Source organism: Nonomuraea sp. NPDC049421 (assembly GCF_040677005.1).
Lineage (GTDB): Bacteria > Actinomycetota > Actinomycetes > Streptosporangiales > Streptosporangiaceae > Nonomuraea > Nonomuraea salmonea.
This window is the reverse complement of record NZ_JBFAQA010000002.1, coordinates 349,699-374,242: the sequence shown is the minus strand read 5'-3', so window position 1 is coordinate 374,242 and position 24,544 is coordinate 349,699. Positions and strand designations below refer to the sequence as shown.

Here is a 24,544-nt window from a genome sequence, read left to right as displayed (position 1 = left end):
TCAGCGGGGCAGGACGCCGACGCGGTCGGCCCACTGCTGGTACGCCTCGGCCAACTCCTCGGCGAGGGCAGGGTGGTGGGGGGCGAGGTCGGTCAGTTCGGAGCGGTCGGTGTCCATGTTGTAGAGCTCCCATGGTCCTGCGTGTTCGCGGACCAGTTTCCACGGGCCCTGGCGGACGGCGGCGTTGCCCAGGTGTTCCCAGAACAGCCACGCTTCGGAGACGGGCGTGCCGCGGAGGGCGGCAAGCATGGAGCGGCCCTCGTAAGGGGGGATCGCGTGGCCCCGGCGTTCTTCTGGGTACGCGGCGCCCGTGGCGTCGAGGAGGGTGGGCAGGACGTCGGTGAGCTGGAAGGGGGTGCGGATGATGCGGCCGCCGGCCAGGTCGCCCGCGGGCCAGTGCGCGATGAACGGGGTGGCGATGCCGCCCTCGTGGACCCATCGCTTGTAGAGGCGGAACGGGGTGTTGGACAGGTTGGCCCAGGCGGGGCCGTAGCTCGCGTAGGTGTTCTCCGGGCCGGGATCGATGCGGGGCAGGTTGCCGACGTGCAGGTCGGCGCCGTCACGGGTGCGGGCGGGGACGATGTGCCGTCTGGAGCGGAACTCCTCGGGGTCGCCGAGCGGGAGGATCTCGGCGCAGCCGCCGTTGTCGGACAGGAAGATCACGAGCGTGTCGTCCAGGACGCCGGAGACGGTCAGCTGGTGGAGGATGCGGCCGATGCCGCGGTCCATGCGCGCCACCTGGGCTGCGTACACCTGCATGCGGCGGGCCTCCCACGCCTTGTCCGGCGCCTCCGCCCAGGGTGGTTGCGCCGGGTCACGGCCGGACAGCGCCGATTCGGCTCCCAGCAGGCCTTCGGCGTGGAGCCGGTCGAGGCGGTGGGTGCGCAGGTCGTCCCAGCCGGCGGTGTAGACGCCGTCGTAGGCGGCGATGTCCTCTTCGGGGGCGTGCAGGGGCCAGTGGGGTGCGGTGTAGGCGACGTACGAGAAGAACGGGCGGGCGGCGGCGGCCTCCCGGCGGATGAACTCCACCGCGTGGCCGGTGATCGCGTCGGTGTAGAAGAAGCCCGGGTCGCGGGTTTCTGCGCTCGCGTCCGTCTCGCCCCGGTGGAGGGTCGCCGGGTCGTAGTAGCTGCCGCAGCCGCTGAGCGTGCCGAAGAAGTCGGTGAAGCCGCGGCGGGTGGGCCAGGACGGGTGTGGCTCCCACAAAGGGCCGCTCAGGTGCCATTTGCCGGACATGCCGGTGGCGTATCCGGCGTCGGCGAGCAGTTCGGCCACGGTGACGCAGCGGTCGCCGAGGCTGCCCGGATAGCCTCCCGGCCTGTTGCCGCCGGCCAGCACGCCGATGCCGGTCTGGTGCGGGTGCAGGCCGGTGAGCAGGGACGCGCGCGACGGGCTGCAGCGGGCCGTGTTGGCGAACTGGGTCAGCCGCACCCCCGACCGGCCGAGCCGGTCGAGGTTCGGGGTGCGGATCTCGCCGCCGTAACAGCCGATGTCCGAGTAGCCCAGGTCGTCGGCGAGGATCAGCACGATGTTGGGCCGCTTCATGGCATGCGGTCCAGCCGGGCGGCAGTGTCGGGCTCGAATGGCGTGCGGTTCAGCCGGGCGGCCGTGTCGGGCTCGAATGGCGTGCGCTCCAGCCAGGCGGCCGTGTCGGGACCGAGGGGGTCGCCGGGGGCGCGGGTGTCGCTGCGCAGGAGGGTCTTCGCGCCTTCGGGCAGCGGCACCTCGGCGGGGCCGAAGTTGACGACGCACTCGAAGCCGGGCCCGCGCCGGAAGCGCAGCACGGAGCCGTCCCGGCCGGTCCACCGCAGCTCCTGCGGGACGTCCAGCTCGCGCCGGAGCCGGAGCGCCCGCGCCACGAGGGTGTAGGTGGAGCCGGGGTCGTCGATCTGGACGGCCACCGACAGCCGCTCCCAGCCGGGCGGTTGCGGCAGCCACGGGTCGGCGGCACCGAAGCCGGCGCCGCCGGGCTCCGGGGTCCAGGGCAGCGGGATGCGGCAGCCGTCGCGTCCCCGGCGCAGCCCGCCGGAGCGCGTCCAGATGGGGTCGCGCAGGCGGTCGTCGGGGATGTCCAGGTGGTCGGGCAGGCCGAGCTCCTCCCCCTGGTAGAGGTAGGCGACGCCGGGCAGCGCCAGCATGAGCAGCAGCGCGGCCCTGGCGCGGCGGCGGCCGAGGTCCTCGTCCACCGGGCCCAGCTCGTGGCCGGACTTGCCCTGGTGTTTGCGGGTGTCGGCGCGGCCGTAACGGGTGACCGTGCGTTCGACGTCGTGGTTGGACAGCACCCAGGTCGGCGGCGCGCCGGACAGGGCCATGGTGGCGAGGGTGGAGTCGATCACCGCGAACAGGTCGCCGGCGTCCCACGCGGACTGCAGGAACGGGAAGTTGAACGCGGTGTGGAGCTGGGCGGGCGCCACGTACCTGGCCAGCCGTTCGGGGTCGGCCACCCAGGCCTCGGCCACGAAGATCCGGGGCGGGTCGTAGGCGTCGGCCAGCGCGCGCCAGTCCCGGTAGACGGTGTGCACCTCGTCGCGGTCGCGGTGCGGATGGTCCGGTACGTCGGTCAGGACGAGCAGGTCCTCCTCCCGGTATCCGAGGTCGGGGTAGCCGGGGTGCTTGACCAGGCCGGTGGCCACGTCGATGCGGAAGCCGTCCACGCCGCGGTCGAACCAGAAGCGCAGCAGGTCGAGGAACTCCGCCCGCACCTCGGGGTCGGACCAGTTGAGGTCGGCCTGGGTGGGGTCGAACAGGTGCAGGTACCACTGGCCGTCGGGCACCTGGGTCCAGGCGGGGCCGCCGAACGTGCTGCGCCAGTCGTTGGGCCTGACCCCGTCGGCGGGGCCGTCCATGAAGTGGTAGCGGGCGCGTTCCGGGGAGCCGGGCGGGGCGGCGAGCGCGGCCTGGAACCAGGGGTGCTCGGTGGAGGTGTGGTTGGGCACGATGTCGAGGATCACCCGCAGGCCGTGCCGGTGCGCCTCCGCGACGAGCTGCTCGGCCTGGCGTACGTCGCCGTACTCGGGGGCGATGGCGCGGTAGTCGGAGACGTCGTAGCCGCCGTCGTTGTTCGGCGAGGCGTACCAGGGGGTGATCCAGATGGCGTCCACGCCGAGCCCGGCCAGGTAGCCGAGGCGGCTGCGGATGCCGGCGATGTCGCCGATGCCGTCGCCGTCGCCGTCGGCGAAGGAGCGGATGTAGATCTGGTAGATGACCGCGTCGCGCCACCATGCGAGGTCACTCATGGGCGGCTCCGATCAGGTCGGGCTCGAACGGCGCCAGGAAGTCGCCCAGCGCCGCCAGCTCGGTGTGGTCCAGCGTGCGCAGCGGCGGCGCGACCGTGGCGGAGCACAGGCCGCGCAGGGCGAGCGCCGCCTTGACGACCGGGACGCCGGGGCGGATCCGGTGCACGGGCAGCAGCCGTTCGATGCGTTTCTGGGCCAGGGCGGCCCGCATGCCGTCGCCGGCCCGGTACGCGGCGACGAGGTCCAGGGCGACGCCCGGTGCGAGGTTGGCGATGCCGGGCGTGACCCCGTCGGCGCCGGCGGCCAGAGCGGCGAGCATCGCGCCTTCCGCGCCCTGGTTGACCCCGAAGTCGGGCCGCCGGCGTCTGACGTCGAGCCAGCGGCGCAGGACGTCCGCGTCGCCGGAGCTGTCCTTGACGGCCGCGACGTGCTCCATGTCGCCGACGGCCGCGATGGCGCCGGGTGAGAACGGCGCCGCGTACCGGGGGATGTTGTAGGCGATCACCGGCAGCGAGGTGGCGCGGCTCGCCCGGTAGTGCTCGACGACGTCGCGCTCGTCGTGGTGGAAGTAGCAGGGCGGGCTGAGGGCGACCGCGTCGCAGCCGGCGTCGGCGGCGAGCTCGGCCCGCGCGAGCGACTCGCGGGTGCCGGCGGCGGAGACGTTGACGATGACGACGCCGCCGGGCACGAGTGCGCGCCAGCGGGCGACGGCCTCGCGCAGGAACGGGCCGATCTCCCCCGTCTGGTGCAGCGGTCCTTCGCCGTTGGTGCCCAGCAGCATGATCTTCTCGATGCCCGCGGCGGCCAGCGCGCCGAAGTAGCGGACGCCGGCCGCGAGGGCGGGACGGCCGTCGGCCCCGATCGGGGTCACGGCGGGGACGATCACATCGGAGACGAACATCAGTACCCCTTGATCTCCGGCCAGGCCAGCTCGACGCCGTCGGCCTTCAGCGCGCTCTGGAACGCTCGCAGGTGCACGTCCTTGCGCCGGACGTCGTGCGGTTCCATGGTCTCCTTCAGGCAGTAGGCCACCAGCGAGGCGGCGGCCTCGCCGATGTTCCACTCGACGGGGTGCAGCCGGTAGCAGCCGTTGGTGATGTGCGTGGTGCCGATGTTCTTCCCGGCCGGCAGCAGGTTGCGCACGCGTACGGGCAGCAGCGCCCCGAGCGGGATCTGGAACGGGCAGCTGGGGACGTCGATGTAGTTGTCGCCGCCGGTGGAGGGGTGCAGGTCGATCCGGTACATGCCGATCCCGACCGTGTCGTCGTACGGGGCCGCGCCCGCCCCGCCGCGTACGGCGAGGGAGACGTCCTGTTCGACGACCGTGTACTCGGCTCTGATGCGGCGCGACTCGCGGATGTAGGGCGCGGCGGCGAAGCCGTCGGGGGTGTCCATGACGTCGGGCCGCAGCCGCAGGCCGGGCCAGCCGCGCCCGCCGTCCGGCCGCGGGGCCTCGGTCTGCAGCCAGTAGAGCATGCTCTGCGACAGCTCACGGGCGCCGGCGAGGTGGCGTTGCCTGTCCTGTTCGCTCACCCCGATGATCGGCCCCTCCACGTAGTCGATCATGGGCCAGTTGACCAGGGTCACGTCGCTGGTGACGAAGCCGGGCTCGTACTGCTCGCGGGCGACGGCCCGGCGGAACTCCCACAGCTCCCGGTCCCCGGGGTCCTGGCTCTGGTCGGCGAGCACAGGCCCTGAGGTGAGGTTGGGGGTGAAGGTGCGGGTCAGCGGCTCGCGCGTGCGGGGGTCCGGCGCGGTCAGCCCGATCTGGCCGCCGGGCCAGTAGTCCGGCCGGTACGCGCGCCAGTGGTCGTAGCGGGCCGGCCGGTCGATGACGTGGTCCTCCCCCTCCCGGTGGTCGATGGCGAACACCCAGGAGAAGGCCTGCATGTTGGCGGGCTGCGCGACGTCGGGCGCGCTCGGCTCCCCGGTGTCGTGCCGGGACTCGAAGCCGGTCACGTGCTCCACGTCCGCCAGCGGCAGCAGGTCGCCGAGCTCGGTGGCGTCCAGATAGTACGGAGCCGTGAGGTGCACCAGGCCCCCGTCCGCGCGCCGCACGGTCACGCCGCTGACGCGGTCGCCGGAGGTCTGCGCGGCCACCGGCCGCGCGCCGAGCAGGATGCGCAGCCGGCCGCTGCTCAGGTAGGGGTCGACGAGGGCGCGCAGCACCGCCCCGCTGACCCGCGGCTCGTGGCAGAGGGCGCCGACCCGGCCCAGCCCGGGATTCAGGTGGGGGTCGTTCCTGGCCGCCGCGGTGAGCGGGTACCACGTCCGGTAGTGGTCGCGGACCGCGTCGCGGTAGCGGCGGTAGGAGGCGGTGCAGCCGAACTGCTCGATCCACCTGTGCTCGTCCGGGGGCACGCCCTGGCTGGTGAACTGCCCGCCGATCCGGTCGCCTTCCTCGGTCAGCACCACCCGCAACCCGTGCCGCAGCGCCGCCAGCGCGGCGGCGACTCCACCGACACCGCCGCCGATGATGGCGAGGTCCGCGTCAGTGATCCGCGATTCCACCGTGTTCCCCCTGATCGCATGTGTGTTCACGCGCCCTCGAGGTCGAGGGCGGCTTCGAGCAGTTTCTTCGTGTACGGATGGCCGGGGCGGTCGAACAGGTCGTCGGCGGTCGCGGTCTCGACCAGGACGCCCCGGTTCATGACCGCCACCCGGTCGGCGATCTGCCTGACCACTCCGAGGTCGTGGGTGATGAAGAGGATGGCCAGGCCGCGGGCGGCGCGCAGGCCGGCCAGCAGCCGCAGGATCTGCGACTGCACCGACACGTCGAGCGCCGAGACGGCTTCGTCGCAGACCAGCAGCCGGGGGCGCAGGGAGAGCGCGCGGGCGATGCTGACCCGCTGGCACTGCCCGCCCGACAGGGCCGCGGCGCGCCGGTCGGCGACGCCGGGGTCCAGGCCGACGTCCGCGAGCAGCTCCCCGATCGCGGCGTCCCACGATGGGCCGTCCGGCGCGACCGAGGGGTGGGTCCGCCAGGTCTCGGAGATGATCGACCGGACGGTCATCCTGGGGTTGAGCGAGGCCGCGGGGTCCTGGAAGACCATCTGGATGGCCCGCCGGGTCGCCGGTGACCGCTTCGACACCGGGCCGATCGCGGCTCCGTCGTACCGGATCACGCCGTCCTGCGGGGCCTGCAGCCCGACGACGCAGCGGGCGACCGTGGTCTTGCCCGAGCCCGACTCCCCCACGATCGCCAGCGTCTCGTCGGGACGCAGGGCGAAGGAGACGCCGTCCACGGCGTTCGGCTTGCCGGCTCTGCGTTCCCTGCGGGAGTGGAAGTTGACCACGAGGTCGCTGACCTCGAGCAGGGCCGATGCGCTCATGTCTCCTCCGGGAAGTGGCAGGCGACCTGCCGGCCCGCGGCGACCTGCCGCATGCGCGGCACCTCGCTCGCGCACCGGTCCTGCGCCTTGGCGCAGCGCGGGTGGAACGGGCAGCCGCTCGGGCGTTCCGCCGGGCCGGCCGGACTGCCGGGCAGCGGTTCTGCGATGGCGGTCTTGCTGCGGACGGCGGGGACGCTCACGACGAGCGCCCGCGTGTACGGGTGCGCCGGCCGGTTGAGCACCTCGCGTCCGTCGCCGATCTCGCAGATCCGGCCGGCGTACATGACGACGACCTCGTCGGCGACGTGCGCCATGACCCGCAGGTCGTGGCTGACCAGCAGCATGGCCGTGCCCTCCTCGTCGCGGACGCGCCGCAGCAGGGCGAGGATGCGGGCCTGCACGGTGACGTCGAGCGCGGTGGTGGGTTCGTCGGCGAGGATCAGCTCGGGCGAGCCGGCCAGCGCCGTGGCGACCATGGCGCGCTGGCGCAGCCCGCCGGAGTACTGGTGCGGGTATTGGGCGTGCCGGGTCTGCGGGTCGGGGACGCCGACCCGGTCGAGCAGGTCGATGACGGTCCTGCGGACCTCTTTCCTCGGCATGCCGCCGCGCCGCAGGATCTCGCCGACCTGCCGGCCGATGGTCTGGGTCGGGTCGAGCGCGGCCTGGGGGTCCTGGAAGATCATGCCGATGCCGCGTCCGCGCAGCCGCCGCCGGCCCTGCTCGGTCATGGTGACCAGGTCGTCGCCGTGCCAGAGCATCCGTCCTGTGACCGCCGCGCCGGGCGGCAGCAGCCCGATGATCGCGGTCGCGGTCATGGTCTTGCCGCTGCCCGACTCGCCGATCAGCCCGGTGGTACGTCCAGCGGCCACGGTGAACGAGACGTCGTCCACCACGCGGACCGGGCCGTCCCTGCCCGGCAGGTCGATCGACAGGTGCTCGACGCTGAGCAGGGGCGCCGGCTGCGCGCCGCGTGCGGCCGGCGCCTGATCGGTCATGTGGGACGACCGGCTCATGATCCACCGTTGCCGATGCGGACGGTGGAGAAGTCCGGGGTCATGTCCGGCGGGATGGCCAGGCCCTGGACGGACTTGCTGCGGACGTACACGTTGCGCACGAACATGGGGTACATGCCGACCGCGTCATCCCAGATGATCGTGCTGGCCTGGGCGTAGAGTTCCTGCCGCTTGGCGTTGTCGCTGGTGGAGCCGGCTTCGGCGAGCAGCTTGTCGAGGTCGGGGTTGCAGTAGCCGGTGCGCTTGGCGGCGCAGGTGTAGAGCCGGCCGAGGTTGGTCGCCGCGTCGAAGCCCGCGGTGCCGAGCTGCTGGATGTTGAGGTCCCACTTGAGGGCCAGCAGGTCCTGCAGGAAGACGGCCGGCTCCTTCTGGGCCGGCTCCGCCTTGACGCCGATCTTGGCCAGGTCGCTGGCCACCGCGTCGGCGAACTGCTGGAACTGCGGCTGGGAGAACTGCATCTTGATCGTCTGCCCGTAGTCCCAGCCGGCCTCGTCGAGCGCCTTCTTGGCGGCGGCCGGGTCGTAGCGTACGGGGGTCTGCGGCGCGTAGCCGAGCACGCTGGGCGTCACCACCGAGTCCGCGGGCGAGCCGGTCTCGGGGAACAGGGATGTGATGATGGTGGGGAAGTCGACCGCCTGCCACAGCGCGCGCCGGACGGCGGCCTCCTTCAGTCCCTTGACCGAGCCGTTCATCCACATGGTGATGACGCCGTTGCCCGCGCTCTTCTCCACCACCAGGTCCGGGCTGCCCTTCAGGCCCGGCAGCTGGTCGTCGGGGACCGCCCACGTCATGGAGACCTCGCCGGTCTTCAGCGCGGTCATCTTCGCCGCCATCTCGCCGATGCTGCGCAGCTCCAGGCGGTTCAGCGCGGGCTTGCCCGCCCAGTAGCCGGGGTTGGGGGCCAGGACCAGGCTCTGGCCGGGCGTGAACTGCTGGACGACGAACGGGCCCGAGCCGATGGGCTTGGTCCAGCCGTCGTTCAGGTGCGCCTTCGGGGTGACGTAGAAGCTGATGAGCTTGCCGAGCAGCGCGGGGTCGGGGTCCTCGGAGGTGATGACGACCGTGCCGGCGTCGCCCTCCTCGGCCTTGTGACCGGCGTAGTTGGCGGCCATCGCGCCCTTGAGCTCCAGCACCCGCTCGAACGAGGCGACGACGTCGGCGGCGGTGACCGGGGTGCCGTCGGAGAACGTCACGCCGCCGCGCAGCTTGAACGTCCACTGCGTGGCGTCCTCGTTGGCCTCCCACGACTCGGCGAGCACGCCGTCGAACTCCCCCTTCCCCGACATCTTGATCAGCGGGCTGAAGATCGCCTTGGCGGCGACCTGGGTGCCGTTGTCCATGCCGGACGCGCCGTGCGGGTCGAGGTTCTCGATCGGGGTCCACACGGCGACGGACAGCTCCTGCGGCGCGTCACCGGCCGCGGTCGAGCCGCCGCCGGTGGTGGTGCTGCAGGCGACCAGCCCGACGAGGGAAAGTGCCGCGGCGGCGAGTGCCGCCGCACGACGAAGCCGTACGGGCCTCATGGGGTTCCTCCTGACCTTGCTGAGCTTGTCAGCGGCTCGAGCCGAGCCGCTGGGTGAGGTGGTCGCCGAGCAGGCCCGTGCTCACCACGAGGCCGGTCAGCGCCAGCCCGGGAAGTGCTGAGATCCACCAGGCGGTGTCGAGATAGTCCTTGCCGTTGGCGATGACCTGGCCCCAGGAGACGGTGGCCGAGGGCAGGCCGAGACCGAGGAAGCTGAGACCGGCCTCCGACAGCACCGCGCCGGCGAACTCGGTGGTCGCCAGCGCCGTCACGGGACCGATGACGAACGGGATGACGTGCCGGACGATCACGACCGGGGTGGGCACCCCGATCAGCCGCGCGGCGTCGACCCAGGGCCGCTCGCGCAGCGACAGGGTGATGCCGCGGGCCAGCCGGGCGAAGCCGACCCAGCCGGCCACCGACAGCGACAGCACCACGACCAGCATGCTGCGCTCGAAGAGGCCGGCGATGACGATCGCCAGCAGGATGCCGGGGAAGGCCATCAGGATGTCGATCAGCCGGGAGATCGCGACGTCGGTCCAGCCCGCCAGGTAGCCGGCGAGGGTGCCGAAGGCGAGCCCCACCGCGACGCAGGCGGCCACCACGCAGACGCCGATGATGATCGACGTCCTGGCGCCGTAGACAAGCTGGCCGAGCATGTCCCGGCCGGCCCCGTCGGTGCCGAGCAGGGCGAGCGTGCCGTCCGCCCGGGTGGCGCCGATCGGCAGCAGCCGGTCCGCGACGCTGGTCGCGACCGGGTCGTACGCGATCAGCAGCGGGCCGATCAGCCCGACCAGCAGGTAGCAGGCGAGCACGACCGTGGCGGCCGTGGCGACGGCGGGCGTGGAACGCAGGCGGACGGGCCACAGCCGGGGCCGTACGGTGATGGCGCTCATGCGCTCGCCCCCAGACGTACGCGCGGATCGAGCCGGGCGGCGATCAGGTCGGCGGCGACGTTGCAGCAGACCACGATGACCGCGATGAGCAGCACGGCGGCCTGCACGATCGAGTAGTCGCGGTTGGCGACCGCGGTCACCAGCAGCGAGCCGAGTCCCGGCCAGGTGAAGACGCTCTCCACGATCACCGCGCCGCCCAGCAGCGTGCTCACGTGCAGCGCGCCGACGGTCACCACGGGCGTCGCCGCGTTGCGCACCACGTGTCCCGTCACGACCTCGCGCGTGCTGAGCCCCTTGGCGTAGGAGCGCTGCACGTAGCTCTCGGCCATGGTGTCGGCCACGCTGCTGCGGGTGATCCGGGTGAGCAGCGCGGTGAAGGGGGCGGCGAGCGTGAGCGCGGGCAGCACGATGTGGGCCGGGGTGCCGGTGCCGGCGCTGGGCAGCAGCCGCAGCTGCAGCGCCATGACGAGGATCAGCATGATGCCGATCCAGAACGGCGGCATGGAGTAGAGGAACAGCGCGAGACCGGAGATGCCGCGGTCGATCCACCGGCCGCGGTAGGCGCCGGCCAGGGCGCCGAGCACGACGCCGGTCATCGCGATGAGGGTGGCCACCAGGGTCAGCTCGACCGAGGCGGGCAGGCGGGACAGCACCAGCTCGAACGCGGGCCGGCCGAAGCGGTAGGAGTCGCCGAAGTCGAGCGTGACCAGCTGGGTCAGGTAGTGCCAGTACTGCACCGGCAGCGGCTGGTCCAGGCCGAGCCTGGTCCTGGCGGCCGCCACCTCGGCGCTCGTGGCGTCGGGTCCGAGCAGCACCAGCGCCTGGTCGCCGGGGGCGATGCGCATGATGAAGAACACCAGCGTGGCGGCGCCGAAGATGATCAGGACGCCGGTGGCCGCGGTGCGCAGCGCGTACCGGGTCATCGGCGTACCACCCGGCTGATCGAGTTGCCGCGAACGTCGGTGCACGGCACCACCAGCTGCAGCGGCGTGCGTTCCGCGTCCTCCAGCAGGGTGACCAGCAGTTGCACGGCCGCGCGGCCGATCTCCACCCGGGGGATGCCGAACGACGTCCAGATCCTGGTGGCGGTGGGCGGCGGGGCGGAGCCCAGGAAGGCGACCGACAGCCGGTCGGGGATCCGCACGCCAGCGGCCTCGGCCGCGTCGGCCAGGGCGAGGCCGGTGGCGTTGTCCTCGGAGGGTTCGACGAGCACGGCCGTGACGCCGTCGTCCACCCAGCCGGTGACCCGGTCGGCGCCCATGTCGGCGGCGCCAGAGGAGTATTCGACCAGCAGGTCGTCCTCGTGCAGGCCCGCGGCCTCGGCGCCGCGGCGCAGCCCGAGCTCGCGGTCGTCGCCCGGCTCGGCGCCGTCGTCCTGCCGCAGGAGCAGGATCCGCCGGTGCCCGAGCGCGGCCAGCTCCTCGACGAGGGCGGCGGTGGGTGCGACGTAGTCGGGGGCGACGTAGGACAGCTCGGTGCCGTCGATGTCGCGCCGTCCGATGAAGACGAAGGGGAAACCCTCGTCGACCAGGTTCGTCAGGTCGTCGCGCGAGATGTGCCGGCCGAGCAGCACGCAGCCGTCGGCCTTCAGCAGCGCGTTGCGTCCTCTGGCGTAGACGCCGCCCTGGGCGTTGTTGGCGGAGGTGAACAGCAGCAGGTCGTAGCCGAGCCTGGCCGCCTCCTCCTCCACGCCGACCAGGAACGGGTGGTAGAAGTCGCGCTGGTCGACGGGGAAGACCGACTCGAACGTGTAGAGGCCGATGGTCTTGACGCTCATGCCGCGCAGCGCCCTGGCGGCGGGGTTGACGGCGTACCCGAGCTCCTCGATCGCCCGCTGCACGCGCCGGCGGGTCTCCTCGGCGACCGGCACGCCGGGGCGCTCGCTGAGCACGAGGGAGACGGTGGCCTGGGACACGCCGGCTCGCTGGGCGATCTCGACCTGGGTGGGGCGTCGTGGCCCCGCTCGTTTGCGCATGGGGATCCTGTTGGCTAATACGTAACGACTTCGCGGCACTCTAGACATCCGGCGACGGTTCCCACAAGAGGGAAATTCCACGAATGTTGCCGCCAGATGTCGAGATGTCGTCTGATTATCAGCATTTATTAGCTCTTGTGAGCCCCTGAGGCCGTCTGTACGATCCCCGATCAATACGTATCAACCCGCCCAGTCGGAGGTAAACGGCCATGCCCGAGTGGACCGATCGCCGAGCGCTCCTACGGATCGGCGGTGCGGCGCTCGGCGCCGCCGCGGCCACCGCGACGTTAGGTGCCGCACCCGCGGCCGCCGCGGACCCGGAGGACGTCATCACGCCCCAGCAGTTCGGCGCGCTGGCCGACGGGCAGCACGACGACACCGACGCCATCGAGCAGGCCATCAACGCCACGCTGACCAAGACCACCAGGATCGTCGTCTTCCCGCCCGGCACCTACCGCATCACCAGGACCATCGTCATCCCCGACGTGCCCGGCGAGTCCTTCAACCGCATCCAGCTGCGCGGCTACAGCACCATGACCAACCGCGCCTCGATCATCCAGGTGACGCACGACGGCGTCGGCATCGACGTACGCTGCTCGCTCGCCGCGATCTACGGCCTGGCCTTCGTCGCCCCCGCCAAGACCGAGCACAACGTGGCGCTGCGCTTCGCCGGCGAGGCCAACACCGACGACACCGACGCCGCGATCCTGGAGTGCACGTTCGTGTCGTTCAAGCTCGCCGTCGACCACGTCGGCCGCGGCCTGTACTTCTCCCACAACCTCGTCGCGCTCTGCACCACCGGCGTCAGCCTCGCCTGGCCCACCGAGGGCGTGGAGGGCGGCGGCGTCCACCTCCCGCCGTACGGGCTGCGCAAGTGGCTCATCACCAGCAACCACTTCCACAGCCCGTTCCAGGCCGTCGTCGCGCAGGGCGCGGAGAGCAGCGACTTCCGCGGCATGATCATCCAGGGCAACCTGCTCGACATCGGCCGGCGCCTGTTCATCGGCAGCATCTCCAACTCCACCATCAGCGGCAACGTGGTGGAGAACGCCGACAACGGCGCCATCATCGAGGTCACCGGCGGCGGCCACAACCTGACCATCGGCGACAACGTGCTCGGCGGGTTCGAAGCGCCGCAGGACAAGGGCACCCGCGCGATCCAGTTCTCCAGCGGCGTCAAGGCGCACAACGTCACCATCAGCGGGAACACCTTCAACTGGCTCAAGGGCACACCGATCCGCTTCGAGAACGACGCCGACAGGATCACCATCGCCAACAACTCCTTCGACAACTGGAACCTGTCCGGCCGGAACGACAACGCCGCGATCTCGGTGGCCGGGAAGGCGAGCGCGTTCAGCGTCATCGGCAACGTCATCTCGGCCGATCCGGCGAACCGGCCGCCGATCACGACCACCGGCGGGCTGCACGGCTCCCACGTGATCGGCAACGCCTGCGAGCGGGTGCCGCTGGTCGCGGGGCCCGTGGGAGCGGACTCGTTCGTCCAGGCCGCCCCCGGCAGGTTCAACCGGATGGAGGTGGCCGGGCCGCTGGGCGCGGCGGCGAAGGTGGTCAGCACCTCGACCGAACCGGTCAAGGTGGGCACGGACCGGTACGGCTCGTTCGTCGTGGAGGCCAGCAACGCCAACCCGGGCGTCAAGGGCGGGGTGCGGGTGGTGCCGGTCAACCAGTCGGGATCGGCCGCCACCGAGCTGCTCTGCTCGACCACCTCCACCAACGAGCTGGTGTCGATGGCGGCCAACGCCACCGGGCTGGTCCCGCCCGCCGACAACGCGCGTGACCTGGGCAGCGCCACGCAGCGGATGCGGACCGTCTACGCGCACCAGGTGGTCCTGGCCGAGCACACCCCCGGCAGCCTGCCGGACGCGGCCGGCCAGGCCGGCGGGATCATCCTGGTCCGCGACCCGAAGACGGGCAAGCGCGGCCTGGCGCTGTCCGACGGAGCCGCCTGGCGCAACGTCGTCCTCGGCCCCCAGGTCTGAGCGGCATGCGACCGATCCTGCTCACCCCCGGCGCCCGGCCGGGGGTCTGGCGGGGCGCCCTGGCCTGGACGGAGGAAGACGGCGGGTGGCAGCCGTGGCGGCTGCCGCCGGAGCGGATCGCCACCGCCCACGCGCCCGTCCTGGCCACGCGGGCCCGCATGCCGGCCGGCGTCCGCGCGGCCGTCCGTACCGACGCCGCCGCGCTGGAGCTGCGCACCTGGGCCGCGGCCGGCGACGTCACCTCGCTCGACGTCACGGTGGACGGCGCGCTGTGGCGGCGCACGGCATTGGCGGCGGGAGCTGCGACGAGCCACGTCGAGCTGCCGCCAGGCGCCAAGGCCGTCGAGGTCTGGCTGCCCCAGTTCGGCGAGGTCAGGATCGGTCCCCTCGTCCTGCACGGCGCGACGTACGCCACCGCGGCCCCCGGTGCAGGGCCGCGGTGGGTCACGTACGGCAGCTCGATCACGCAGTGCCGCTCGGCGGCCGGGCCGAGCGAGACCTGGCCCGCCCTGGTCGCGCGGCGGCTCGGCTGGGAGCTGACCTGTCTGGGGTTCGCCGGAGAGTGCCACCTCGACCCCGTCGCGGCCCGCGCCATCGCGCGCACGCCCGCGGACCTGATCTCGCTGTGCCTCGGCGGGAACGTCCACGGCTTCGCCAGCATGAGCGCGCGCACGTTCCCCGGCCAGGTGTCGGGATTCGTCCAGGCCGTCCGTGACGCGCACCCGTCGGTGCCGATCGCCGTGCTCACCCCGATCACGTCACCGCCCCGCGAGCGGCTGCCCAACCAGGTCGGGATGACCCGCGACGAGGTCCGCGCCGCCGTCGCGGACGCCGTACGGACGTTGCGGAGGTGCGGCGAGACCCGGCTCCACCTCATCGACGGCCCCGGCGTCCTCGGCCCGGGCGACGCCCACCTCCTGCTGGACGACGCCCTCCACCCGGACGCCGACGGCTACCGCCTCATGGCCGACCGCCTCACCCCCCGCCTGGCCGCCGTCGCCGCCCACTAGCGGTCAGGCGGGGCGCAGGAGGTCGCTGCGGCGGGTCAGCAGGCGGGCGCGGTCGGCCGTCAACTCGGTGCGGCGCTGCTCCAGGTAGGTGACGGTGCCGCGGGTCCACTCCGCCAGCTTCTTCACCCCGGTGCGGCTCTTCTCGATGCGCTGGTGCTTGATCGCGTCGAAGATGATGTTGTCGAAGAAGACGTCCACGAACCATCGCGTGTCCACCTTCGGCATCACCGGCCGCGCCGTGACGCCGACGTCGGCCAGCTCGCGGGAGAAGACGTCCAGCGCCCGCTGCGCGTGCCAGGCGGCCTGGTCGGCGCTGGTGAGCTTGCCGTGTTCGTAGGCGTCGAAGAGCAGGCCGCCGCCGAGCACGTCGAAGGTGGAGGCGTTCCTGGCGGAGTCGAGGAAGCCCAGCACGACGTCGAGGGCCTGGCGCGCGTCGCGCCCCGCCCGGTGGGCTTCCTCGCACTCGCGCAGGTCGGCTTCGACCTGGTCGAGCGCCGTGCCGAGGTCGGCCAGCTGCCGCGCGCGCGGATCGCCGCCGCGGATGAGCTGCTGCTCCTTCTCCGCCAGCAGCCGGGCGTGCTCCAGGGAGGCCGAAGCCAGCGCGGCGAGCTCCGCGTCGGCCGCCGCCGCGTCGGCCTCGAGCCGGGCGAGCCTGGCCCGGTGGCCGTCCACGCGTTCCCTGGCCACCAGCGCCTCGGCGCGCTCGCGCTCCAGGCGCTCCTCGCGGTTGCCCAGCAGGCGGGCCAGGACGGAGGACGGACCGCCTTCCAGCGGGGCGACGTCCCGCTCCTCCTGGGCCAGCGAGAGCTCCAGGTCCTTCAGGGTGGCGCGGACGTCCGCGACCTGCTGCCCGATGCTTTCGCGCAGGCGCCGGACGTGCTCGGCGCGGTGCATTCCGGCGGACGCGTCACGAAGCCGCTCGTCGAGTTCCCTGAGTACGGTCACACTCTGAGGACGAACGGGCCGCGCGTCGTGTTCCGTCTAGGTGAGGAGCGTGTAGTCCTCCAGCGCCGGCGGCCAGAGGGCGTCCTGGCCGACCATGGCCTCCGGCTCGTACGTGTGCAGCTCGAGCACGAGGTCGTCGGCGCACCAGTAGGCCGCCTCGCGGTGCGCGTCGCGGCCCTCGCACCACAGCCTGCGTTCCCGGTGGACGACGTAGACGAAGTAGGCGTACGACTCGACGCACCGGTGGGCGACGCGGGCGCTCTCCAAAGCTTCGTGCACCTCGTACACCAGGCCGGTGCGGCCGTCGAGGAAGAGGTACCAGGTGTCCATGGCGTCGAGCTTGAACAGGGCGCCGAGGTCGTCCGGCAGGCCCGGGCAGGCGCGCAGCTCGTCCAGGCCGTCGGACCAGTACTCGGACATCGGCCGGGCGAAACGGCGATGCTCGCCCGTCCAGTCGGGCTCGTGGAGGCCGCCGGCGGGCAGGCCGACCTCGGTCAGGAAGCGGCGGGTGGGCGCGTGCGCGATCGCGGGGTGGATCTCGCCGTCGTGCGGCCTGAAGACGCCGTCCTGGCCGTAGAGGTCGTCGAGCAGCCGGCGGGTGACTCTGGTCGCGGGGCGGCGGAGCGGCAGCGGGGTGACGGCGCCGGGCCCGCCTGCCAGGCGTTCGTGGTGGGCCAGGTGGCGCGTGAGGTAGTCGGGCGGGGACAGCTCGGCCGAGACCGGCCAGCCGCGCATGACGGCGGCCAGCTCCCCGTGGGCTTCGGCCGGCGGGGCGAGGATCTCGGCCAGGCAGGGCAGGCCGATGGCGTAGGCGGGCAGGCCGGGCTCGGCGAGAGGCAGCCGGGCGGCGGCCTCCGCGACGCCGCGGGCGGCGGCCTCCGGCTCGTCGCGGTGCCGGCCGCAGTGCAGCAGGCGCCACGTGTACGGGCCGATCGGGCCGAGGGCGAGGGCGAGGGTGCCGGCGGCGGCGCGGGCGTCCGGCGACAGGCCGTCCAGCCAGGCACGCGCCACCCGCCCGTCGATCGGCTGGTCAGGACCGGGATCGGCGCCCTCGGCCCGGGCGGCGAGCGCGGCGATGCCCGGCGAGGGGTAGACCTGGCCCGCGGTGAACGGCGAGCGCGGCACCCGCTCGGCGTCGTACCAGGCGGTGAAGGCGGCGCGGTCGGTGGCGCGCGGGTCGTCCAGGTCCAGCACGAACGCCGCCGGCCCGAGCCCTTCCTCGGCGTCGGGGCGGGTGAGCTCGACGAGCAGGCGGACGTGCGGGTTGACGGCGAGGGGAAGGACGAGCTCGGTGAACGCTCGTTCGGGGTCGTTGCCGCGGTGGGTGTCGGCCACGGTGACGAGCACGGGACGGTCGATGGCGTCCAGGCCGGCGCCGTCGAGCTTCAGCTGCCCGGCCAGGTCGCGTACGGCGTCGTCCGCGTCCATCCCGCGCAGGAGGATCGCCACCTCGTCCTGGCCTGGACAGCCCGACCAGTCCCAGACGCCGGAGTAGGCGAACCAGGACAGCAGCCGGGTCTTGCCGGCGGCGGGCGAGCCGGTGACGACGCAGACGCGCGGCCCGTAGGGGTCCTCGCGCCAGCGCAGCAGCGCGTCGGCGGCGGGGGCGCGGCCCGCGGTGACCTCGTCGCGGATGCCGCGCTCAGGACGCGGCTCCACCCAGGCGGGTGCGGCGGCCAGGTAGTCGGGGATCTCGCGCGGCCCGCCCAGCAGCTCACGGACGAATGTGGTGAGGGCCGCGTGGAAGCCGGGCATCAGCGCCGCGGGCTCGGCCCAGTCGTCCCGTACGCCGCTCACGCAGGGCTCGTCCCTGTGCCGCGCCAACTTCATGGGGTCGTCGTCGTGATCGTCGGCCAGCTCGCCCAGGTGCCCGAAGAACGCCTCCTGGATGGTGCGCAGCCTGCCGACGTGCTCGCGCAGCCGCGGCGTCTCCGCGTGCTCGCCGAGCGCGGCCAGCACGCCGTCGAAGTGGGCGATCCGCACGTCCGGCCAGGGCAGGCCGACGGCCAGGAACGCGCCGGACAGGCGGGAGGGGAGGTCGCGCGGTATGTCCATGATCCACCGAGTCTAGGGCGCGGCCGCGTCGCCGCCGTCGGACACTCGGCCGGCGGACACTCGGCCGGCGGGCACACGGCCGGCGGGCACACGGTCGGCATGGTCTCTGGCCAGACGATCACCGTTGACGGGTCGCCGGTCGCAGCGGTGGACGAGCGCTTCGCCGCCCGTGTCATGATCGCCGCCCCGGGCCGCGGCGAGGACATGAACGGCCCGGCGGCGCAGCCGTACGCCGCCCTCACCACCACCGGCTTCTCCGGCATGACGCCGAAGGTGCTCGCCGTCGTCGGCCGGGCGTGTCCGGTCCACGTAGCCGAACCGGTCACGAATCGAGAAGCGCCGCCTCCTGAGCCGCGCCTAGCGTGAGCTGCCAGAGAGCGCACGAGGTGCGCTCCGGCCTGAAGCCGCCCGTCCAGCAGAGGAGGTCTCGATGACCGGGAACACGTGGGTTCGGCAGACGCACCGCTGGCTGTCCATCGTCTTCACGGTGACCGTCCTGGCCGCCATCGTCGCCGGGGTCCTGGAGGTCGCCGAGTGGGTGTTCTACCTGCCGCTGCTCCCGCTCGCCCTGCAGATGTTCACGGGGCTGTACCTGTTCGCGGCGCCGTACGCCGCCAGGCGGCGCAGCCCCCGGGAGACCTGACCGGCCCGCGGCCGGCTCACGGCCTTCCTGACGAGGCCGGTGATCGTCTCGACGGCTTCGTCGCTCAGCTCGGTCACGGCGAAGGACGTGGCCGTCTTGCCGCCACGGCCGCTGGTCGCCTCCTTCCTCAGCTCCTCGGCACGTTCCTTGATCGCCCTGCGTTCTTCCTCGGAGAAACCGTCCGTGCTCATCACTGTCACCTGTCTGTTCGCCGTTGGTGGTTACGTGCTCATGACGCTGACCCTGCCGTACCAGCCGGCGCTTCTCGATTCTTGATCGATGGTGTCCATGGACGGCGGGCGTGCGCAGGCGCAACGGTTGCGCGACATCGTCGTGATCCGGCGGGTCCGCGACCGGATCGACCGCGAGTACGCCAAGCCGCTCAACCTGGAGGCGCTGGCCCGGGGAGCGCACCTGTCGGTCGGGCACCTGAGCAGGGAGTTCCGCCGCCTCTACGGCGAGTCCCCGTACGCGTACCTGATGACCCGGCGGATCGAGCGGGCGATGACGCTGCTGCGCCGCGGCGACCTGAGCGTCACGGACGTGTGCTTCGAGGTGGGCTTCTCCTCGCTGGGGACGTTCAGCACGAGGTTCGCCGAACTGGTCGGCGTGCCGCCGAGCGTCTACCGGCGTGACCAGTCCCAGGCCGCGGCGGGCATCCCGCCGTGCCTGAGCAAGCAGGTGACCCGACCGGTCAAGAATCGAGAAGCCCGCGCCCGGTGATCGTGCCTAGCGTGAGCGGCATGAACGTCAGCATCCAGCACACCTTCCTGCCCCACACCGACCCCGAGGCCGCGCTGCGTTTCTACCGCGACGTCCTGGGCTTCGAGGTCCGGGCGGACGCCGGTTACGAGGACATGCGGTGGATCACCGTCGGCCCCGCCGGGCAGCCCGGCACGTCCATCGTGCTGCATCCGCCGGCGGCCGACCCCGGCGTCACCGACGAGGAGCGCCGCACCATCCTGGAGCTCATCGCCAAAGGCGTCTACGCCGCCGTCACCCTGGCCACCGACGACCTCGACGGGTTCTTCGACCGCCTGCAGGCCGCGGGCGCCGACGTGGTGCAGGAGCCCATCGACCAGGACTACGGGGTCCGCGACTGCGCCTTCCGCGACCCCGCCGGCAACCTCGTCCGCGTCACCGGCGCGCCTTTTCCGGAACCGGCAGGCCGAGCCCGTCGCCCACGCTCATGATGAGCACTCCGGTCAGCGCCAGGGTGAGCAGCCGGTCGGCCTGGGCCGCCCCGTCGGGTTCGTGCTCAACGGCCAGGCAGATGGCGTTGACGAGGGTGAGCAGATCCGTGATGGAGACGTCGGGCCGTACGGCGTCCGCCCGGCATGCGCGGGCCAGCAGGTCCGCTCCCGCGTCGGTGATCATCGTGTGGCAGGTGGCGCCCAGGCTCGGATCGCCATCGTGGGCTGCGTCGTGGGCTCCCCGCATCAGCGAGGCGGCCAGGCCCCGGTTGGTCACGGCGTGCCTGGCGACGGCTCCCAGCCAGGTCGCCAGCGCCTGCCCGGGGTCGGGCTCGGCGGCCAGGCCGGCGGCGGTGGCGCACAGGGCCTCGACCTTGTCGCGGAAGACGGCCTCCAGCAGCAGTTGCCGGGAGGGGAAGTGCCGGTGCAGCGTGGCCGAGCCGACGCCGGCGCGCCGGGCGATCTCCTCCAGCGACGCCTCGGCTCCGTGCTCGGCGACGGCCTCGGCGGCCGCGGCCAGGATGCGGTCGTAGTTGCGGCGGGCGTCCGCGCGCATCGGACGTGTGGCCGTACGGCTGTGGGGCGGCATGTGTTCTCCGGCGGGCTTGCAAAAACGGGGTGGCCCTCCATATCGTACTCGCACAGAACCGGAGGGCCACCCCACTTAAGCGGGTGGTCTCCGCATGCCTTCCGTCTGGAGACACATCGTGAAGACCATCGTGGTGATGGGAGCCACCGGCCTTCAGGGCCGGGCCGTCACAGCACACCTGCTCGCCGGCGGCCACCACGTACGGGCGGTGACCCGCGATCCGGACGCCGCAGCCGCCCAGGCGCCGGCGCGGGCGGGCGCCGAGCTCGTCCGCGCCGACATGGACGACCCCGCCTCACTCGCCGCCGCCGCCGAGGGCGCCGACGGCCTGTTCAGCGTGCAGCCCACCGTCGGCTCACCGGGCACCCCGGCGGGCTTCTCGGCCGAGGACGAGGTCCGCTGGGGATGCAACGTCGCCGACGCGGCACACGCCGCCGGCGTGCGGCACCTGGTCTACGCCTCGCTCGCCGGCGCGGGCCGCCACGACACCGAGAAACTGCCGGCCAACACGATCAGCAAGTGGCGGATCGAACAGCACATCACCCGGCTGGGCCTGCCCGCGACCTTCCTGCGCCCGGTGTCGTTCATGGAGAACTACACCGGCGCCTACCACCTGCACGACGGCGCCGTGGCCACCGCGTTCGCCGCCGACACACCGCAGCAGGTCATGGCCGTCGACGACGTCGGCGCCTTCGCCGCGCTGGCCTTCGCCCGGCCGGGCGAGTGGATCGGCCGCGCGGTCGACCTGGCCGGCGACGAACTGACCCCGCGCCAGATCGCCGCCGCCATCTCCGAAACCGTCGGCCGGCCGCTGCCCTACGTCCAGATCCCCCTCGAGGCGATCGCCCGGCTCGGCGCGGACTTCGCCTACGCCTACACCTGGCTCAACGAGCGCGGCTACCGCGCCGACGTCGCCTTCACCCGCGCCCTGCACCCCGGCCTGATGGACCTGCGCACCTGGCTGCGGCGGACGGGAGCCGCCCAGATCGCCGCCTTCCTGGCCGCCCAGGAGGCCGCCGGGCAGAACTCATGAACGCCCTGGGCCGCCAGGCCGGCAAAGAAGCCGGCCACTCAGGCGTCAGTCGTTGTGGTACCCGCCGTCGGGCTGGTAGCCGCCGTCCGGGGTGGCGATGGAGGCTTCCCAGGGGAACTGGCGGGCGACGCCCGACGTCGCCGCTGCCGCCGTCCCGCCGGACAGCATCACGCCGGCGGCCAGCAGGCCCGCGATGGAGGTGGCGGTAGCGATCTTCTTGAGCATCTTCTCCCCCGTTTCTCCGGTCGTCTCCCGCAGAGTGTAGGAAGCCGTCGCCTGCCAGGGTGTGACCACGGGCACAGCCTCAGGGTGGAAGCAGTTTCCGCCGCACCCGCTCGCTCTCCGCGCGGCGGTGCTGGGCGTCGTACAGCGTCAGCGCCTTGCGCCAGGCGGCCCTGGCCTGCGCGGTGTGGCCGAGCGCGTGGTGGGTGTCGCCGAACGCCACCAGCGTGTCGGCGCTCTGCGAGGCGTTGCCGGTGCCTTCGCGCAGGTCGAGGCAGCGCCCGTAGTACTCAAGCGCGCGTTCGTAGGCGCCCTGGTGGAAGGCGAGCAGGCCGAGGCTGTCGAGGGTGGCCGCTTCGCCGCCGCCGTCGTGGTGGCGGCGGAAGAGGGTGAGTGCCTGCTCGCAGGCGTCGCGCGCGGCGTCGTACTCGCCGAGTTGCAGGCGGATCCAGCCGACGGCGCTGAGCGCGTTCGCCTCCCAGATCGCATCGCCCGCCTCGCGCTGCAGGCGCAGCGCGGTCTGGGCGTGGCCGAGCCCGCGCCTGGGCTGCCCGTGAACGCTCCACATCCAGCCGAACGTGTGGTGCACCTGGGCGAGCATGGGCCGGTCCTCGGCCTGGCCGAACAGCTCCAGCGCCCGGTCGAGGTGGCCGGCCGCCTCCTCGATCCGGCCGGCCGCGGCGTGGGCGTAGCCGGTGTGCCAGTGGACGACGGCGGTGGTGTACGGCAGGCGCAGCCGTTCGGCGGCGGCCAGCGCGATCTCCCAGGAGGTGAGCCGTTCGCGGGTGTAGGAGCGGCGCAGCAGGAAGGTGTTCATGCCCCAGGCGAGCTGCCACGCCTCGGCGTCCATGCCCAGCTCGGCGGCCAGGACCTGCGCCGGCAGCAGGCACGGCAGCTCGGTCTCGAACCAGGCCAGCGCGGCGGCGGCGTCGGCGAACACGTGCCGCCCCGCGCGCCGGGGAACGGCGGGCCGGTGCGGGTAGAGCGCCCGGTCCGCGGCGCAGGCGGTGTCGGTGTACGTCTCGACGAGCCGGGTCAGGGCTTGCCTGCGAACCTCGGCGGGCAGGTCGGCTTCGGCCCGTTCCGCGGCGTACAGCTGGATCAGGTCGTGCATCGAGTAGCGGCCGGGGGCGTGCTGCTGGATGAGGGTGGCGGTCTCCAGCATGGAGATCAGCGTGCGCGTCGCGGCGGGCGGGAGCCCGGCGAGTGCGGCGGCGGCGGGCAGGCCGATCTCGGGGCCGGGGACGGTGCCGAGCAGGAGGAAGAGCCGCGCGGCCGGCGGATCGAGCGCCGCGTGGGAGGAGGCGAACACGGCGCGCAGGTCCGCGCCGAGGTCGCCGGTCTGCAGGGCGTCGAGCCTGGTGGCGGGGTCGCGCAGCTCCCTGGCGAGGACGGCCAGGGGGAAGCCGGGGTGGGCGGTGGCGCGGGCGGCCAGCACCCCGAGCGCCAGGGGCAGGCCGCCGGTGTGCTTGAGCAGCACGGCGACGGAGTCGGGGTCGGCGGCCATCGTGTCGGGGCCGAAGTGGTGGGCGAGCATCCGGTGCGCCTCCTCGTCGGAGAAAGCGCCCAGCTCCAGCAGCCGGGCGTCGTGCGTGGTGTGCAGGCTCACGAGCCGGTTACGGCTGGTGACCAGGACGGTGCAGCCGGGCCGGCCGGGGATGAGCGGCGTCACCTGGGCGCTGTCCCTGGCGTTGTCCAGGACGATGAGCACGCGCCGGTCGGCCAGGACGGACCGGTAGAGCGCGGCCTGCGCCTCCTGCTCGCCGGGGATGACGGCGGGCGGCACGCCGAGCGCGGTCAGGAAGTGGCGCAGCACGGTGCCGGGCGGCACCGGTTCCTCGGCGGCGTCGAAGCCGCGCAGGTTCACGTAGAGCTGGCCGTCGGGGTAGCGGTCGCGGTGGGTGTGCGCCCAGTGCAGGGCGAGCCATGTCTTGCCGCCGCCGCCGGGGCCGCTGATCACGGTGACGCCGACGTGGCCGGTCTCGGCGCTTCGGCGGCGGTCGAGTTCGGCCAGCTCGTCGCTTCTGTTGGTGAACGAGGCGGGCGCGGCGGGGAGCTGACTGGGCACGGGGAGCGCGGGCGGCCCGTCCTGGCGGTGCGGCCGGCGCGGGTTGGCCTCGGAGCGCAGGATGCGGTGCTGCAACTGCTGGAGCTCGTCGGTGGGTTCCAGGCCGAGCTCGTCGACCAGCCGGTAGCGGAACTGGCGGTAGACCTCCAGGGCCTCGCTGGGGCGGCCGCTCTCGTACAGGGCCTGCATGAGCTGTTCGTGGAGGCGTTCCCTGAAGGGGGCCTCGCCTGAGAGCGCGCGTGCCTCGGTGACGACGTCGGTGGTCCTGCCCAGGGCGAGCAGCACCGACAGCCGCTCTTCCAGCGCGTCGAGCCGTAGCCCGTCGAGCCATCCGGCCTGCGTCTCGGCGTAGGAGCCGGTGATGCCGGCCAGCGGGGCGCCGCGCCACCAGCGCAGCGCCTCGTCGTAGTGGCCGAGCGCCTGTTCGGCCGGCGCCTGCCTGGCCAGCGCGATCTGGTCCTGGAAGCAGGCCAGGTCGAGCCTGGACGGGCCGAGCCGTACCAGGTAGCCGGGCCGTTGCGTGTGGATGACGTGGGCGCCGAGCGCCGCGCAGGCGCGCCGCACTTCCGACACCAGCGTCCTGACCCGGGAGGCCGCGCCGCTGGGCAGCGGCTCCGCCCAGATCGCCTCCGCCAGCCGCTGCGTGGAGACCACCCGGTCGGCCTGCAGCAGCAGCGCGGCCAGCAGAGCGCCCTGTCTGCCGGAGAAGGTGACCTTGTCGGCGCCCACTTCCAGCTGCACGGGGCCGAGCAGGCGGAACAGTATCGCCGGTGCGTCACCGTCCGGCTTCTCCATCAGCGATCCTCCCGTTT

At 72.9% G+C, this 24,544-nt stretch carries 23 protein-coding genes; 8 read left to right on the top strand and 15 right to left on the bottom strand.

The window, feature by feature from the left end; all coding sequences use genetic code 11:
* From AB0K18_RS05445 to AB0K18_RS05400, 10 genes are read right to left on the bottom strand one after another with little or no spacing between them, the layout of a single operon-like run.
* Positions 1–1,545, bottom strand: a complete 1,545-nt coding sequence (locus AB0K18_RS05445) for an arylsulfatase (protein ID WP_364910198.1) — start codon at positions 1,543–1,545, stop codon at positions 1–3.
* A complete protein-coding gene (locus tag AB0K18_RS05440; RefSeq protein ID WP_364910195.1) occupies positions 1,542–3,236 on the bottom strand; it encodes a glycoside hydrolase family 13 protein in 1,695 nt (564 codons plus the stop codon). Before AB0K18_RS05440 ends, AB0K18_RS05445 begins: the two co-directional genes overlap by 4 nt.
* The gene (locus tag AB0K18_RS05435) at positions 3,229–4,137 is read right to left on the bottom strand and encodes a dihydrodipicolinate synthase family protein (RefSeq protein WP_364910192.1); all 909 of its coding nucleotides are present in this window, start codon (positions 4,135–4,137) and stop codon (positions 3,229–3,231) included. Before AB0K18_RS05435 ends, AB0K18_RS05440 begins: the two co-directional genes overlap by 8 nt.
* The gene (locus AB0K18_RS05430; RefSeq protein ID WP_364910189.1) at positions 4,137–5,747 is read right to left on the bottom strand and encodes an FAD-dependent oxidoreductase; all 1,611 of its coding nucleotides are present in this window, start codon (positions 5,745–5,747) and stop codon (positions 4,137–4,139) included. The genes AB0K18_RS05435 and AB0K18_RS05430 overlap by 1 nt, the downstream gene beginning before the upstream one ends.
* Before the next feature lie 26 nt (positions 5,748–5,773).
* Positions 5,774–6,568, bottom strand: a complete 795-nt coding sequence (locus AB0K18_RS05425) for an ATP-binding cassette domain-containing protein (RefSeq protein WP_364910186.1) — start codon at positions 6,566–6,568, stop codon at positions 5,774–5,776.
* Positions 6,565–7,581, bottom strand: a complete 1,017-nt coding sequence (locus AB0K18_RS05420) for an ABC transporter ATP-binding protein (RefSeq protein ID WP_364910184.1) — start codon at positions 7,579–7,581, stop codon at positions 6,565–6,567. The genes AB0K18_RS05425 and AB0K18_RS05420 overlap by 4 nt, the downstream gene beginning before the upstream one ends.
* Positions 7,578–9,104, bottom strand: coding sequence for an ABC transporter substrate-binding protein (locus AB0K18_RS05415; RefSeq protein ID WP_364910181.1), 1,527 nt, complete (start codon positions 9,102–9,104; stop codon positions 7,578–7,580). The genes AB0K18_RS05420 and AB0K18_RS05415 overlap by 4 nt, the downstream gene beginning before the upstream one ends.
* Before the next feature lie 28 nt (positions 9,105–9,132).
* On the bottom strand, positions 9,133–9,999 hold the full coding sequence (locus tag AB0K18_RS05410; protein WP_364910178.1) for an ABC transporter permease: 867 nt from the start codon (positions 9,997–9,999) through the stop codon (positions 9,133–9,135).
* On the bottom strand, positions 9,996–10,922 hold the full coding sequence (locus tag AB0K18_RS05405) for an ABC transporter permease (protein WP_364375190.1): 927 nt from the start codon (positions 10,920–10,922) through the stop codon (positions 9,996–9,998). Before AB0K18_RS05405 ends, AB0K18_RS05410 begins: the two co-directional genes overlap by 4 nt.
* Positions 10,919–11,974 (bottom strand): LacI family DNA-binding transcriptional regulator, encoded by a 1,056-nt coding sequence (locus AB0K18_RS05400; protein WP_364910174.1) that lies wholly within the window; start codon positions 11,972–11,974, stop codon positions 10,919–10,921. Before AB0K18_RS05400 ends, AB0K18_RS05405 begins: the two co-directional genes overlap by 4 nt.
* Before the next feature lie 209 nt (positions 11,975–12,183).
* Between AB0K18_RS05400 and AB0K18_RS05395 the strand changes: the two genes are divergently transcribed.
* Complete coding sequence (locus AB0K18_RS05395) at positions 12,184–13,974, top strand: glycosyl hydrolase family 28-related protein (RefSeq protein WP_364910171.1); 1,791 nt, start codon at positions 12,184–12,186, stop codon at positions 13,972–13,974.
* Between the two features lie 5 nt (positions 13,975–13,979).
* Positions 13,980–14,984 (top strand): GDSL-type esterase/lipase family protein, encoded by a 1,005-nt coding sequence (locus tag AB0K18_RS05390; protein WP_364910169.1) that lies wholly within the window; start codon positions 13,980–13,982, stop codon positions 14,982–14,984.
* A gap of 3 nt (positions 14,985–14,987) precedes the next feature.
* Here AB0K18_RS05390 and AB0K18_RS05385 read toward each other — a convergent pair whose 3' ends face one another.
* Both AB0K18_RS05385 and AB0K18_RS05380 read right to left on the bottom strand, forming a co-directional pair.
* Positions 14,988–15,929: a hypothetical protein gene (locus AB0K18_RS05385; protein ID WP_364910166.1), complete on the bottom strand. Its 942-nt coding sequence runs from the start codon at positions 15,927–15,929 to the stop codon at positions 14,988–14,990.
* 36 nt (positions 15,930–15,965) lie between these two features.
* A complete protein-coding gene (locus AB0K18_RS05380) occupies positions 15,966–17,984 on the bottom strand; it encodes an SUKH-4 family immunity protein (protein ID WP_364910164.1) in 2,019 nt (672 codons plus the stop codon).
* Positions 17,985–18,083: 99 nt separating this feature from the next.
* Here AB0K18_RS05380 and AB0K18_RS05375 point away from each other — a divergent pair, with 99 nt between their 5' ends.
* The 5 genes from AB0K18_RS05375 (at position 18,084) to AB0K18_RS05355 (ending at position 19,820) form a co-directional block, all read left to right on the top strand.
* Positions 18,084–18,350, top strand: coding sequence for a hypothetical protein (locus tag AB0K18_RS05375; RefSeq protein WP_364910162.1), 267 nt, complete (start codon positions 18,084–18,086; stop codon positions 18,348–18,350).
* Between the two features lie 64 nt (positions 18,351–18,414).
* Entirely contained in the window at positions 18,415–18,627 is a 213-nt protein-coding gene (locus AB0K18_RS05370; protein ID WP_364910159.1) for a hypothetical protein, read from the top strand.
* Between the two features lie 39 nt (positions 18,628–18,666).
* Positions 18,667–18,903, top strand: coding sequence for a hypothetical protein (locus AB0K18_RS05365; RefSeq protein WP_364910156.1), 237 nt, complete (start codon positions 18,667–18,669; stop codon positions 18,901–18,903).
* Positions 18,904–18,906: 3 nt separating this feature from the next.
* A complete protein-coding gene (locus tag AB0K18_RS05360) occupies positions 18,907–19,350 on the top strand; it encodes a helix-turn-helix transcriptional regulator (protein ID WP_364910153.1) in 444 nt (147 codons plus the stop codon).
* 20 nt (positions 19,351–19,370) lie between these two features.
* A complete protein-coding gene (locus AB0K18_RS05355; RefSeq protein WP_364910150.1) occupies positions 19,371–19,820 on the top strand; it encodes a VOC family protein in 450 nt (149 codons plus the stop codon).
* Here the strand turns inward: AB0K18_RS05355 and AB0K18_RS05350 are convergent.
* The gene (locus tag AB0K18_RS05350; RefSeq protein WP_364910147.1) at positions 19,765–20,409 is read right to left on the bottom strand and encodes a TetR/AcrR family transcriptional regulator; all 645 of its coding nucleotides are present in this window, start codon (positions 20,407–20,409) and stop codon (positions 19,765–19,767) included. The two genes, AB0K18_RS05355 and AB0K18_RS05350, sit on opposite strands and share 56 nt — an antisense overlap.
* Positions 20,410–20,527: 118 nt before the next feature.
* Between AB0K18_RS05350 and AB0K18_RS05345 the strand changes: the two genes are divergently transcribed.
* Positions 20,528–21,442, top strand: a complete 915-nt coding sequence (locus AB0K18_RS05345) for an NmrA family NAD(P)-binding protein (RefSeq protein WP_364910145.1) — start codon at positions 20,528–20,530, stop codon at positions 21,440–21,442.
* A gap of 45 nt (positions 21,443–21,487) precedes the next feature.
* Here the strand turns inward: AB0K18_RS05345 and AB0K18_RS05340 are convergent, their stop codons facing one another.
* Positions 21,488–21,742: a hypothetical protein gene (locus AB0K18_RS05340; protein ID WP_364910142.1), complete on the bottom strand. Its 255-nt coding sequence runs from the start codon at positions 21,740–21,742 to the stop codon at positions 21,488–21,490.
* A 4-nt stretch (positions 21,743–21,746) separates the two neighbouring features.
* Positions 21,747–24,527 (bottom strand): BTAD domain-containing putative transcriptional regulator, encoded by a 2,781-nt coding sequence (locus AB0K18_RS05335; RefSeq protein WP_364910140.1) that lies wholly within the window; start codon positions 24,525–24,527, stop codon positions 21,747–21,749.
* Positions 24,528–24,544: the final 17 nt, after the last annotated feature.